The organism is Ramlibacter sp. WS9 (assembly GCF_003797765.1).
GTDB lineage: Bacteria > Pseudomonadota > Gammaproteobacteria > Burkholderiales > Burkholderiaceae_C > Ramlibacter.
Genome location: NZ_RKMB01000003.1, coordinates 349,722 through 361,599, shown reverse-complemented (window position 1 = coordinate 361,599; position 11,878 = coordinate 349,722). Strand labels below are relative to the sequence as shown.

General features: G+C 66.0%; 12 protein-coding genes. 6 read left to right on the top strand and 6 right to left on the bottom strand.

Annotation, left to right across the window (positions count from 1 at the left end):
- Positions 1–15: 15 nt before the first annotated feature.
- Both tssM and tagF read left to right on the top strand, forming a co-directional pair.
- A complete protein-coding gene (gene tssM, locus EEB15_RS07640; protein ID WP_233259405.1) occupies positions 16–3,525 on the top strand; it encodes a type VI secretion system membrane subunit TssM in 3,510 nt (1,169 codons plus the stop codon).
- Positions 3,522–4,145 carry a type VI secretion system-associated protein TagF gene (gene tagF, locus EEB15_RS07635; RefSeq protein WP_141509212.1) on the top strand — a complete coding sequence of 208 codons (624 nt, stop codon included), beginning with the start codon at positions 3,522–3,524 and terminating at the stop codon, positions 4,143–4,145. Before tssM ends, tagF begins: the two co-directional genes overlap by 4 nt.
- An 18-nt stretch (positions 4,146–4,163) precedes the next feature.
- On the opposite strand, the gene EEB15_RS07630 is transcribed toward tagF, so the two are convergent.
- The 5 genes from EEB15_RS07630 to EEB15_RS07610 all read right to left on the bottom strand — a co-directional run bounded on the left by EEB15_RS07630 (position 4,164) and on the right by EEB15_RS07610 (position 7,435).
- On the bottom strand, positions 4,164–4,754 hold the full coding sequence (locus EEB15_RS07630) for a hypothetical protein (protein ID WP_141509211.1): 591 nt from the start codon (positions 4,752–4,754) through the stop codon (positions 4,164–4,166).
- 19 nt (positions 4,755–4,773) lie between these two features.
- Positions 4,774–5,841: a ribosome small subunit-dependent GTPase A gene (rsgA, locus tag EEB15_RS07625; protein ID WP_233259392.1), complete on the bottom strand. Its 1,068-nt coding sequence runs from the start codon at positions 5,839–5,841 to the stop codon at positions 4,774–4,776.
- 378 nt (positions 5,842–6,219) lie between these two features.
- Positions 6,220–6,501 (bottom strand): hypothetical protein, encoded by a 282-nt coding sequence (locus tag EEB15_RS07620; protein WP_141509210.1) that lies wholly within the window; start codon positions 6,499–6,501, stop codon positions 6,220–6,222.
- Positions 6,502–6,627: 126 nt separating this feature from the next.
- Positions 6,628–7,104 carry a hypothetical protein gene (locus EEB15_RS07615; RefSeq protein ID WP_141509209.1) on the bottom strand — a complete coding sequence of 159 codons (477 nt, stop codon included), beginning with the start codon at positions 7,102–7,104 and terminating at the stop codon, positions 6,628–6,630.
- 97 nt (positions 7,105–7,201) lie between these two features.
- Positions 7,202–7,435, bottom strand: a complete 234-nt coding sequence (locus EEB15_RS07610; protein WP_141509208.1) for a hypothetical protein — start codon at positions 7,433–7,435, stop codon at positions 7,202–7,204.
- Positions 7,436–7,564: 129 nt separating this feature from the next.
- On the opposite strand from EEB15_RS07610, the gene xth reads away from it, so the two are divergent.
- The 4 genes from xth (at position 7,565) to EEB15_RS07590 (ending at position 11,165) form a co-directional block, all read left to right on the top strand.
- The gene (gene xth, locus EEB15_RS07605) at positions 7,565–8,383 is read left to right on the top strand and encodes an exodeoxyribonuclease III (protein WP_141509207.1); all 819 of its coding nucleotides are present in this window, start codon (positions 7,565–7,567) and stop codon (positions 8,381–8,383) included.
- Complete coding sequence (locus EEB15_RS07600; RefSeq protein WP_141509206.1) at positions 8,380–9,249, top strand: alpha/beta hydrolase; 870 nt, start codon at positions 8,380–8,382, stop codon at positions 9,247–9,249. Before xth ends, EEB15_RS07600 begins: the two co-directional genes overlap by 4 nt.
- Positions 9,250–9,301: 52 nt before the next feature.
- On the top strand, positions 9,302–10,033 hold the full coding sequence (locus EEB15_RS07595; protein ID WP_141509205.1) for a hypothetical protein: 732 nt from the start codon (positions 9,302–9,304) through the stop codon (positions 10,031–10,033).
- A 94-nt stretch (positions 10,034–10,127) separates the two neighbouring features.
- A complete protein-coding gene (locus EEB15_RS07590; protein WP_141509204.1) occupies positions 10,128–11,165 on the top strand; it encodes a response regulator in 1,038 nt (345 codons plus the stop codon).
- 17 nt (positions 11,166–11,182) lie between these two features.
- On the opposite strand, the gene EEB15_RS07585 is transcribed toward EEB15_RS07590, so the two are convergent.
- A complete protein-coding gene (locus EEB15_RS07585) occupies positions 11,183–11,821 on the bottom strand; it encodes an NAD(P)-dependent oxidoreductase (RefSeq protein ID WP_141509203.1) in 639 nt (212 codons plus the stop codon).
- Positions 11,822–11,878: the final 57 nt, after the last annotated feature.

The window sequence follows — 11,878 nt, the reverse complement described above, 5'->3', positions numbered from 1 at the left end:
GCGCTCGCCGTGCAAATGTTCAAACGGTTTTCCATCAAAGGGGTCCTGACGGCGCTGGCGCTGCTCGGCCTGTCGGCACTCGTCTGGTGGGTGGGTCCGCTGTTGGCCATCGGTGGCTGGCGGCCCCTGGAATCCACCTCGGCCCGCGTGGTGGTGGTGGCACTCATCTGGCTGACTTGGATTGCGCTGCTGGTGTGGCGTGCCATTCGCCGTCGGCGCGCCAATGCGGCGCTTCTGGAAGGCTTGTCCTCCAGCGGCAGCGGCAGTGCCATCGACCGCGAGAACGAAGTCCTCAACCAGCGCTTTCGCGACGCCCTGCATAAGCTCAAGGGCGAGGGCGGTGGCAGTTCCTGGTTCGGCCGCGGCAGATCGATCTACGAGCTGCCCTGGTATGTGTTCGTCGGCGCGCCCGGGTCCGGCAAGACCACGGCGTTGCAGAACGCCGGCCTGCAGTTTCTCCTGACGGACGCAGCGTCAGGCGGATCGGTCAAAGGGATCGGCGGCACGCGAAATTGCGACTGGTGGTTCACGAGGGACGCGGTGCTCATCGACACCGCTGGCCGCTACACCACGCAGGAGTCAGACTCGGCGGTCGACGCCAGCGCGTGGGATCGCTTTCTGCAGTTGTTGCGAAAGACCCGTCCGCGCAGGCCCATCAACGGGGTCTTGCTGACGATCAACATCCAGGATTTGCTGCAGCAGGCGCCCACGGAACGCAGCCAGCACGCCCAGAAGCTGAGGGAGCGGCTGCACGAACTGCAGTCGAAGCTGGGCGTGACGCCGCCGGTTTACGTCCTCATCACCAAGACGGACCTGCTGGCCGGGTTCACCGAAACCTTCGACGCGTTCAACAAGGAGCAGCGCGACCAGGTCTGGGGGTTCACCTTCGATGCGCTGGACGCAGCGAAAGAGCCGCTCGCCACTTTCGATGCCGACTTCGGCGCGCTGGAAGAAAGGCTGAACAGCGGTCTCTTTGCGCGATTGCAGGCCGAGCGGGACGGCTCGAAGCGCGCGAGCATCTTCAAGTTCCCATTGGAAGTGGCCAGCCTTCGCCCGGTCTTGCGCGAATTCCTGCAGGCGGTCTTCTCGAGCGCGGGTGCGCTGCGCGAAGACGTCCGGTTGCGCGGTGTTTATTTCACGAGTGGCACGCAAGAGGGCACGCCCATTGACCGCGTGCTGGGCGCGCTGTCCCGTTCTTTCGGATTGCCCGCGCAATCCACGTCGCTTGTGGGGCGCGGCAAGAGTTTCTTCCTGCACCGCCTGCTCAAGGATGTGATCTTTCTCGAGCAGCATCTGGTGTCGTTCAACGCACGCTCCGAGCGGCGCCGGCTGATTTTGCGAAGCGCCGGTTTCGCGGCCATCGGGATCGTTTTCGTTGCGATGATTGCCGGCTGGGCTGTGAGCTGGAACCGGAACCAGGAATACGCCGGACAGGTCCTCGCAAAGCTCCCCGAATTGCGCAAGGCAGTGGACGCGATCTCGCCCGATCCTTCCGGCGACGCGGCGCCGCTGTCGCCGCCGTTGACGGCCGTGCGCGCGGCGGCCGAGCCCAGCGACTTTGCGCTGGCCGACCCGCCGCTTCTCAACACCCTGGGCCTCTACCAAGGGGACAAGCTGGATGCCGCCGCAGCCATCGCCTATCGCCGATTGCTGGACCAGACCCTGCTGCCCCGGTTGACGCGCCGGCTCGAAGAGCGGCTTCGGGCCACGTCCAGGAACAACCTCGAGCAGGCGTACGAGGCGCTGAAAAACTACCTCATGCTGTACACGCCCGACAAGTTCGACGCCGATGCGTTGAAGGCGTGGATCGCTGTCGACTGGGATGTCAACTACGCGCAGAAACTGAGCCCGGAGCAACGCAAGGCCCTCGACGCACACCTGGACGCGTTGCTGGCGCAAGGCGCGCCGGCCAGTCCATCGCCGGTCGACAAGCAACTCGTGCAAACCACGCGGGACATGCTGGCTTCCTTCCCGCTCGAATACCGCGTCTACAGCCGCATCAAGCGGCAGTACCGCGGCGACCGTCCGGAGTTCACCGTGGCGGGCGCGGGCGGGCCGAACGCACCGCGGGTCTTCGAGCGCGCGAGCGGAGAGCCGCTCTCGCGCGGCGTGTCCGGCTTTTACTCGAAGGACGGCTATCAGAAGGCATTCCAGAGTTCGGTGCAGGTTGCCGCGCTGAAGCTTGCTTCCGAGGAGGCGTGGGTGCTGGGAAGGCCGTCTGACGTGAAGCTCACGGGTCTGGCGTCCAGCGACCTGGGCGAACGCGTGAAGCGGCTGTATCTGGAGGACTACGTCAAGACGTGGGACAAGTACCTGGCCGACGTGCGGCTGGTCAAAGTGTCCGGCGTGACCAGCAGCCTGGAGGTGGCGCGTGTGCTGGCGGCCGTCGACTCTCCGCTCGCCGCCTACATTCGGGCCGTCGCACGGGAAACGACGTTGGTCCCGGCATCCGGGCCGGACACCCAGAGCGTGACCGGCGCGCTCGCCAACCAGGCTGCCCAGAAGAAGGCCGAGATGGCAGCCCTGGCCGGTGTGCAACCCGCCGTTCAAAGCGGCAGCGGCCCCATCGAGCGAATCGTCGACGACCACTTCGCCCCGATCCGCCGGCTGGCTCAAGGCTCGCCCGCGCCGATCGACGAGGTGACCAAGCTGTTCGGCGAGGTGCTCGGCCAGCTCCAGGCGGTGGATTCGGCGATGAAGAGCAAGTCCCCGCCACCGCCGGGGGGCGGTGCGGAGCGCGTCAAGGCCGCTGGCGCGACGCTGCCGGAGCCCATCAGGAGCATGGTGACTGCGCTTGCCGACGTGGGCGCCAAGGGCAGCCGCGAGGGCGAGCGTGAAGCATTGACGAGCGAGCTGAAGCCGGTGTTCGACTTCTGCAATCGTGCCATCACCAACCGTTATCCCTTTGCCTCGGGTTCGCAGGCAGACGTTCTCCCAGACGATTTCGGCCAACTGTTCGGCGTGGGCGGAATGCTCGATGAGTTCTACCAGCGGCGGTTGGCCGCGATCGTGGACACGGGCGTGAATCCATGGCGCTACAAGCCCTTGCCCGATGGCACACGGACACCCGGCACCGCCGCGTTGGCCGAGTTCCAGCGAGCCGCCCGGATCAAGGAAGCGTTCTTCCGAAGCGGCGGCAAGGCGCCTAGCTTCAGGATGGAAATCCGGGTGGCCGAGATGAGTGAGGGATTGAAGGAGCTGCAGCTCGACGTCGACGGGCAGGTGCACAAATTCATTGCCGGAAATCCCGCGTCGACCGTTGTCACGTGGCCCAGCCAGAAGGTCGCCTCGCGCATCCGCCTGTCGGCCGTGCCGGGGGCGACCCCGGTGAATTTCGAGGGGCCCTGGGCGCTGTTCAGGTTCATCGACCGCTTCGAGATGCAGCCGACGTCGCAGCCGGAGAAATTCGCGCTGGTGGTCAACATCGAGGGCAAGCGAGCCAAGCTCGAGGTGATCGCCAACAGCGTGCTGAACCCGTTCCGGATGGCGGAAATCCAGCAGTTCCGTTGTCCCGGATCGCTATGACACGCGAAGGCGCTGCGGGTTGGCACGGTAAATTGCCAACGGTCAGTGACTTCGCATCCCGCCGGCTGGATGCGCGGTTCATCGACCATTGGGACAGCTGGGTGTCCGCGGGCCTCGCCAAGATGCGTGCCGACGATGGGGATCGCTGGATCGACGCGTACCTGGCGGCGCCCACTTGGCGTTTTCTCGTCGCACCCGGGTTTCTTCCTGCGCCGTTTCATGCCGGCGCATGGACCGGCGTGCTCATGCCATCCGTGGACCGGGTCGGGCGCTACTATCCGCTGACGCTTGCCGCGCCTCTGCAGGAAGCGCCCATCGATGCGAACACGCAGGATGCACTGTGGGCCTGGCTGCACCGCCTGGAAGACATTGCGATGGACGCGCTCGATGAGGACTGGTCGATCGACGCTCTGGAGAACGAACTGTTTCGGCTCGGCCTGCCGACCCAGGGCGGAGATCCGCAGCCGGGTTCGGGAAACCGTGTCACGGGCTCAGTCGCAGAGTTTTTTGCCGCTGCCGAAAGGCCCTGTTGCGTGTGGCACAGCGAGATCGACGGCGCGCCGACCGTGTTTCGGTCGCGCGGTCTTCACGAAAGTATCAGCGGCCTCTGGGCCACCTGAAACGAGGCGCTTTGAGGGTCACTTGCTCGCCGGCTTGGCGGGCGCGCGTGCCGGCCCGGCACCGGCGGCGGCCGGGGTGGTGATCCCAAGGCGCTTGGCCACGCTCTGCTCGAGCGCACGCAGCTTCGGCTCGATCGTGGGCCGCGTGTCCGCGACGAGCTTTTCGGTGAGTGACTTCTGCATCTCCTCGCCCATGCGCTGGAACTTGCTGTAGACCGGCGATTCGATGATGCCGAGGATCTGCTTGAGCTCGTCTTCGGTGAATTTTTCTTCGAGCATGGCGCCGATGGTGGTGGGCGCGAGCTTGACGGCCCGAGCCTGGATCACGGGCACGGCCTCGTCCAGGTACTTCTGCACGTCGCCCTGGATTTCCTTGGCGACAGCATCCTGCTTTTCCTTCGGCACGCGGGTGGGCAGCACATTGCCGGCATTGCCCAACAGCTCCACGGCGGGCTGCTCGACCAGGGAGCGGGCCATGGCTTCGATGCCGGCGTTCTGCGCCTTCAGGATGCGTGCGGCCAAGTCCTTCTTGGCGGGGGTCGATTGGGCGTGGACGGTGGTCACTCCGGCCACGGCAAGGGCGATGACGATGATGGATTTTTTCAGCATGGGGCATCTTAAACGCTCCTCATCCGCGCTTGTCCCGGGCGCGGGCACTGCCGGCTTTGCCCAGCGCCTTCCACTTCCGCCGCTGCGCCATGCGCTCCATGGGCGTTTGCTGCCCCCGCTGCGCGTCACGTAACAGCTTGTGATAGTTGAGCAGCCGGTCTTCCGACACCTGGGCGCGCACGGCACAGCCGGGCTCGCTCTCGTGCCGGCAATCACGGAACTGGCAGCGCGACGCAAACGTCTCGATGTCGTCGAACGTCGCGGCCAATGCCTCGGCGTCGGCGTCCGCGCGCCAGGTTCGCAGCCCCGGCGTGTCCACGATGCAAGCGCCGGCCGGGCTCTGGTGCAGCGAGCGCGCCGTCGTCGTGTGGCGCCCCCGGCCATCTCCCTTTCGCACGCCGCCGGTCGACTGCACGTCCTCTTGCAACAGAGTGTTCGTCAGCGTCGACTTGCCCGCGCCGGACGAACCGAGTAGCACGAGCGTCTGTCCCTGCGAAAGCCAGGGTCGCAGTTGCTCGGCGGCATCGTCTGAGAGCCCGTTCACCGCGACGATCGCAATGTCGGGCGGCAGACGGTGACGCAGTTGTTCCACGCGCTGCTGCACGTCGCGGCCGATGTCCCGCTTTGTCAGCACCACGACCGGCACGACACCGCTGGCCCGCACCATCGCGATGTAGCGCTCCATGCGGCGCGGATTGAAGTCGTCGTCCAGCCCCATCACCAGCAAGGCGGTGTCGACGTTGCTGGCGAGTGGTTGGCGGCGACCGTCGTTGGCCCGGCGCGCGATCTGCGTCACGGGCGGCAGGCGGGCGGTGATCCAGAGCTCACCGCCGGCATTGCCTTCAACCAGTACCCAGTCGCCGACAGTGAGGGTGTCGCCGTATTCCTGCAAGTCGTGCAACAACTTGTGAAGGGCGCGGGCCCGATGTTCCAGCGGCCCGTCGCCCAGCCCGAACCAGTCGCGCTGGACTTCCGTGATGCGCATCAGCCGCGCGCCGTCGGGGAGGGGGTCTTTCAGTGTGTAGAGCTGATTGGCGATCGATTGCGTGAGGCCGATGGGCCGCAGTTGTTCGAAATTGATTTCCATGATGAACGTTGGTATTCCAGAATCTTCGTCCGCGGCGCGCGCGAACACAGCCGGCGCGCAATGCGCGCGGCACGAATGAGAAGAGGGAATGTCGGCCGCGAAGGACGCGGGCGAATCAACGAACCGGGATTACCGCAGCGCGAACGAAAACGGAAGCGGGAACGGAATCTGAAACGAAGGGCGCGGGGCGCAGTTCAGGCAGCCGACAGGAGGGTAAGGGCAATTTTCTGCATGGCGTTGTCTCCTGTGGTGCGTTGGAAAGGGGTGGAGTGTGACAGCGCTCCACGGGCGGGTCAAGCCGGCTTGCAAAGGATGTCGGCTTGCAACGGAGAACAGGCCCGCTTCGGGCCCGTTTCATCACGCTCAATCAATGGCGTCTCAATAGCGCCGCGGATTGTTCGGCCGCGTGTCGTAGCGGTCCGGCACGCCATCGCCGTCGCGGTCACGGCGCGTGTAGCCGCCGTACGGATAGCCCGAGCGTTGCTCGATCACGACACCTACGCCGCTGCCGTAATAGGGCGCTCCACCATAGTAAGAGCCACCGTAGTAGGGCGAGTTGTCGTAGTAACCACCGGTGCTGTACACCCCGCCGCCGTATCCCACGCAGCCCGTCAGCGCGGCAGCGCCGGCCAGGGACAGAGGCAACATCAACTTTCTCATCACGATCTCCTTGGGCGGGCGAATGGTCCGCATACCTTATTGAACGCCCGTGGCGTATCGGCGCCGTGTCGGAGATGTAGGCAGCGCGTGTCGGCCGGTTACCGGTTGTGCTGAGGGACCGCGCCTTCAGGGGCAGTTGGCAATTCCGCCCTGCACCGTGCATGGGCCACGCGGGCTCATCAGCAGCGGGCCTATGCTGTTGAGCCTGCGGCCGTCGCTGTCCCAGCAGCCGCCCGGATCGCAAATCGTGATCACCGTGGGCCGCGGGATCACCAGCGCGGGCGTGGGGGCGGCGGCTGCAGGCACAGCGGGCGGCACGCCCGGCCCAGCGAACGACGGCGGCCGCACCACCACCGCAGGTTCAGGTGCGCCGGAGCGCATTGCTCGGCCGGCGCTTCTGCCCAGGCAGGCAACCGCGGCTTCCTCGCGCGCCGCCGCAACATGCGTGGCCCGCGCGGGTGATGCCGGCGCGGCGATAACCTGTTCCATGGCGGCCAGCGCGTCCTTGCAGGCTTCCGATTTCAGCGGGTCTGGATCAGCAGCGCCCAGCACCGATGCAGCAGAGGCCACCAGCACAAGCGCCGCAAGAGCGCGATAGGTCATGCGTGTTGGAGCGCCCCTGCGCGTTTCGGTTCTTGGGGCCTCGTCCGACAACGCGGGGAAGGAACGGCGAGGCGTTCAGTCGCAAGCGGGTCAAGCGCTAATTCTTGTCCGAATCCTTTTCCTTGGTGAAGCCCGGCGCGTTGATGTCCTTGCCGGCTTTGCCCGCATCGGGCGTCTCCTGCGCGCCGGACCGAGGCTCGCGCTGCATGCGGTCGGCGCGGTCGCGCGGTGTCCCGTCGGCGCCGACAGTGTCGGGCATTCCGGCAGGCGCGTCCGGCTCTGGCCCCATGTGGTCGGCGTTGGCAGCTTGGGTGCTGAATCGGATGGGCATGATGAGGTCTCTTGCAGTGTGGAAGCCGGCGCGCTCGCGCCCGTTCAGGCCACTATGCGCGAGCGCCAGCACTTTCGCTGTAGGACGGCGCCTTATGCGCGGCGCCTCGGCATTTGCGATGATCCGCGGATGAAGATCGCGACCTTCAACGTCAACGGCATCAAGACGCGGGTGCATCACCTGCTGGATTGGCTTGCGCGCGAACAGCCGGACGTCGCGTGCCTGCAGGAGCTCAAGGCTCTCGATGAGGCATTCCCGCACGAGGCGCTGCGCGAGGCCGGGTACGAGTCGCTCTGGAAAGGGCAGCGTTCATGGAACGGTGTGGCGATCCTGGCGCGCGGCATGGAGCCTGTGGAAATCCGGCGCGAGCTGCCGGGCGATCCGTCGGACGAGCAGAGCCGCTACCTGGAAGCCGCGGTCGACGGCGTCATCGTCGCCTGCCTGTACCTGCCCAATGGCAACCCGCAGCCGGGGCCGAAATTCGACTACAAGCTCGCCTGGTTCGAGCGCTTCATCAAGCATGCGGCAGGCCTGTTCGCATCGGGCCACCCCGTGGCGATGTGCGGCGACTACAACGTGGTGCCGACCGACTTCGACATCTACAACCCGCGGTCATGGCTGAAGGACGCGCTGCTGCAGCCGGAGAGCCGCGAGTGCTACCAGCGCCTGCTCAAGCAAGGTTGGGTGGACTCGATCCGGAGCCTGCATCCCGACGAAGCGATCTTCACTTTTTGGGATTACTTTCGCAAGCACTGGGAGCGCGACGCAGGCTTGCGCATTGACCACCTGCTGCTCAACGCGCAACTGGCGCCGTGCCTGGTGGAAGCGGGCGTTGATCGCTGGGTGCGCGGGCAGGAAAAGGCCAGTGACCATGCGCCGGCGTGGGTGCGGCTGGATCTGTCCAAGCTGGGAAAGAAGCCAGCTGCCAAGCGGAAGAAGGCCGCATGAACGCCGCACTGCGCAACCTGCTCGCTGCAGCGTTGCTTGCCTGGGTTTCCTGCGCTTGGGCGGCGGATGTTCCGCAGCACGCGCAAGGCCTGGACGAACGCCTTGTCTCGGTGGAGTTGGCGCCGGGCGTGCGCCAGGAAGGCGTGCTGTCGCAGAAGGACGGCGCCACCGCGCCCACCCACCTCGCTGTGCTTTTGCCCGGCAACCCTTCGGTGGTGCGGCCGCAAGTCGAGGGCCGCAGCATGGTGGCTTCACGCCTCACCGGCAATTTCCTCATCCGGGCGCGCCGGCATTTGGCCGGGACAGGGGTCGCGACCCTGGTGGTTGATTGCCGCACCGACCAGGGCGACCTGTGCTCCGGCGAGTACCAGGCCTCCAGGCAGCGTCATGAGGACGTGGCCCGCCTCATCGCCGCAGCTCGGGCCCAACTGCCGTCCATCAAACATGTGTGGCTGGTGGGCACGAGCCTGGGCACTATCAGCTCCGCGTTCATGCCGACCCATGCGAGCGCGGGCGAATTCGCCGGGGTGCTGCATACGGCGGCCATCACCGACCCGTACCGTGGCCAGAACGCGCGCAGCCTGGTGCGTTTCGACTACCGGCGCGTCGGCATCGCGCAGGCTTTTGTCCATCACATGGACGATCCGTGTGTCGCCACGCCTTACCAGCGCGCGGAAAGCATCGCGCGGGAGGCCGGCGTGACACTGGTCAGTGTGACCGGCGCAAAGGGCGTGCGCGGCGACCCGTGCCAGGCGCAGACGCAGCACGGGTTCGTGGGTGTCGAGCGTGCGGTGATGACCGAACTGCGTCGCATGATGACGGAAGGCGTGGGCAGCTCGCGCACGCTCGCCGTGGAACCCGACTAACATCCCGATCGGGATGGAAGACCAACCAAGACGCGACTTCACCAGAGGTCTGATGGGCTCTCTGCTCACGCTGGCGCTCGCCGGTGCGGTTTGCCGAGCGCATGCGCTGGGCGGCAACGTGAAGCCGCTCGTGCGGCGCTGGCTGCACGACATGGAAGGGGCATGCGCGGCCGTGGCCTCTGGCCGCATGCTGCAGGTGGAGTGGCAAGCCATGATCGGCGCGCTGCTCGAGCGCGTCGACATGAAGGACCTGCTGAGGGCCATCAGCTTCGACCAGCTCGCGGAGCGCGCCGTACGCGTGCCGCTGCCCGCCGACCATGAATCTGTGAGGCGCATCTACTTCGACAGGAAGGAAGGCCTGCCCGACTCCCTTCATTTCAGCGCATACCTGTTCGCCCTGAAAAAGGGCGTTTCAGTGGTTCCTCACGGCCACCACAACATGGTCACCATGCACATGATGCTCAAGGGTAGCGCGCACGCGCGCCACTTCGACCGCGTTTCGGACGACGCCGAAAGCATGGTCATCCGGCCAACGGCGGACAAGCTGATCGCGCCCGGTGAAGTCACCAGCATTTCCGACGACAAGGACAACATCCATTGGTTCAAGGCGCTCACCGAACCGGTGTTCATGTTCAACATCGGCGTGGCCCGCGTCGACCCGTCGAAACCGTTCGGCGACCGCGACTACGTGGACCCGATGGGCGGTGAGGCCCTCGGCGGCGGATTGGTTCGCGCCAGGCGGCTGGCGAAGTCGCAGGCGTACCGCCTGTACGGCCAGGCCTAGGCATTTCCCCTAAGCCGACCTTCTGTTTTGCCTACGGGCGGAAAAGCTCTGCGTGGTCTCATCCAGTCACACCCAGCCAACCAAGGGGCCACTGATGAATCCGAGCGAATCCACCCAAGACGTCCACGTGCCGCGCATCCTCGTTGTCGACGACATGCCCGACAACCTGTTCCTGATGAACGGGCTGTTCGAGGACCGCTATGAGGTCGTGCAGGCGTCCTCGGGCAAGGAAGCGCTGAAGGTGGTCATGTCGTCCAACCCGCCCGACATGGTGCTGCTGGACATCATGATGCCGGACATGGATGGCTACGAGGTGCTCAGGCGCATCCGCCAGCACACGCCGACAGCGAACATCCCCGTCATCTTTCTCACTGCCCTGGCCAGCCAGCAGGACGAACGCCTGGGCATGGACCTGGGAGCGGTCGACTACCTGACCAAGCCGGTCGATCCTGAACTGGTGGTCAAGCGCGTCGAGGCGCACGTGCGGGCTACCGCCCACGCACGGCGGGTCGAAGCCTTGTCCGAAAAGCTGGCCCGGCACCTGGCGCCCGAGAGCTGGGAAGCGCTGTTCCACGGGCCGGAACTCGAAGGCATTCAATTCGAGCAGAAAGTTCAGACGGTGCTCTATGCAGAGGCGGGCGAGCTGCGCGTCTGGAACGACCGCGAGCGCGACAGTTTTACCGCCGAAGTCGAATGGCTGGCCATGCGCTACAACGGCGTGGTGGACCGCTACATCGACGGCGCGGCCGCGGTCTTCTTCGACGAACCGGGCCCTTGCGTCCGAATGGCCATGGATCTGCAGCGCAGCGCGAACGACCTGCACCTGCGCATGGGCGTCCACACCGGTGTTTGCGACATCGGCACCTTCCGCAGCGACCACCAGGTCGGCTGCACCCTTATCGGGCACGAGATCTGGCTGGCGGCGAAGGTGGCCGCTACAGCCGCCACCGGCAGCATCGCGGTGTCACCCGAAACCTACGCGCTGGTCAAGGACGACATGCACGCCGACAACGGAGGCTGCCTGCTGATGGAGGAATTCCACGACAGCGACCTGGCGCAGGTCTGCCTCACGCCGGCGCCGGCGCAGGGCAGCGCGGCCATGAGCACGTTCGCCGGGTTGGGCCAGTTCTGAGCCAGTTATGAACGCAATCAGTAGCCGACCGTGAACCGCCGGCGCGAGTGTGCCGGCTTTTCCACTTCGTCCAGAAATGCCACGGCGTAGTCTTCAACCGAGATCCGGCTGTCGCCTTGCGCGTTCTTCAAAAGCTGGTCGCCGCCGAGGCGGAATTGGCCCGTGCGCTCGCCGGGAGCAATCACCGCGCTCGGGCTCAACATCGACCAGTCGAGCGCGCTGTCCTCGCGCAAGAGGGCCAGCGCCTTTCGCGCGCCCTCAGCCGTCCCCTTGTACGCGGCCGGAAATCCCGGGGTGTCCAGCAACTGCACGCCGGGCGCGACTTCCAGGCTGCCCGCGCCGCCGACCACCAGCAGGCGCTTGACGCCGGCCTGGCGCGTCGCCGCGATGATCGAGCGGACGCCCTCGAGGTAATAGCCCTCGACGTCGCCTTGTGCGTGACCGCTGAAGGCGCTCAACACCACGTCGTGCCCCTTGAGTGCTTCCGCGAGGCGGGCGGTGTCATGGACGTCTGCCTGGACACCTTGCAGGTTGGGCGCTGCCGGGAGCTTTTCCGGGCGGCCGACAAGCGCCGTGACGGTGTGGCCGCGGGCCAATGCTTCCTGGCGCAGCGCCGAGCCGATGAAGCCGGTGGCGCCGATGAGTGCGATTTTCATGAGAGATCCTTTTGATGGCGATGGGTCGATGCACCGATGGTCGCGCCTTTGCCTGAT

What these genes read in the sequence shown, in the direction of transcription:
- tssM (WP_233259405.1), top strand. Translation starts at nt 16, where the DNA reads ATGTTCAAACGGTTTTCCATCAAAGGGGTCCTGACGGCGCTGGCGCTG.
- tagF (WP_141509212.1), top strand. Translation starts at nt 3,522, where the DNA reads ATGACACGCGAAGGCGCTGCGGGTTGGCACGGTAAATTGCCAACGGTC.
- EEB15_RS07630 (WP_141509211.1), bottom strand. Translation starts at nt 4,754, where the DNA reads ATGCTGAAAAAATCCATCATCGTCATCGCCCTTGCCGTGGCCGGAGTG.
- rsgA (WP_233259392.1), bottom strand. Translation starts at nt 5,841, where the DNA reads ATGGAAATCAATTTCGAACAACTGCGGCCCATCGGCCTCACGCAATCG.
- EEB15_RS07620 (WP_141509210.1), bottom strand. Translation starts at nt 6,501, where the DNA reads ATGAGAAAGTTGATGTTGCCTCTGTCCCTGGCCGGCGCTGCCGCGCTG.
- EEB15_RS07615 (WP_141509209.1), bottom strand. Translation starts at nt 7,104, where the DNA reads ATGACCTATCGCGCTCTTGCGGCGCTTGTGCTGGTGGCCTCTGCTGCA.
- EEB15_RS07610 (WP_141509208.1), bottom strand. Translation starts at nt 7,435, where the DNA reads ATGCCCATCCGATTCAGCACCCAAGCTGCCAACGCCGACCACATGGGG.
- xth (WP_141509207.1), top strand. Translation starts at nt 7,565, where the DNA reads ATGAAGATCGCGACCTTCAACGTCAACGGCATCAAGACGCGGGTGCAT.
- EEB15_RS07600 (WP_141509206.1), top strand. Translation starts at nt 8,380, where the DNA reads ATGAACGCCGCACTGCGCAACCTGCTCGCTGCAGCGTTGCTTGCCTGG.
- EEB15_RS07595 (WP_141509205.1), top strand. Translation starts at nt 9,302, where the DNA reads ATGGGCTCTCTGCTCACGCTGGCGCTCGCCGGTGCGGTTTGCCGAGCG.
- EEB15_RS07590 (WP_141509204.1), top strand. Translation starts at nt 10,128, where the DNA reads ATGAATCCGAGCGAATCCACCCAAGACGTCCACGTGCCGCGCATCCTC.
- EEB15_RS07585 (WP_141509203.1), bottom strand. Translation starts at nt 11,821, where the DNA reads ATGAAAATCGCACTCATCGGCGCCACCGGCTTCATCGGCTCGGCGCTG.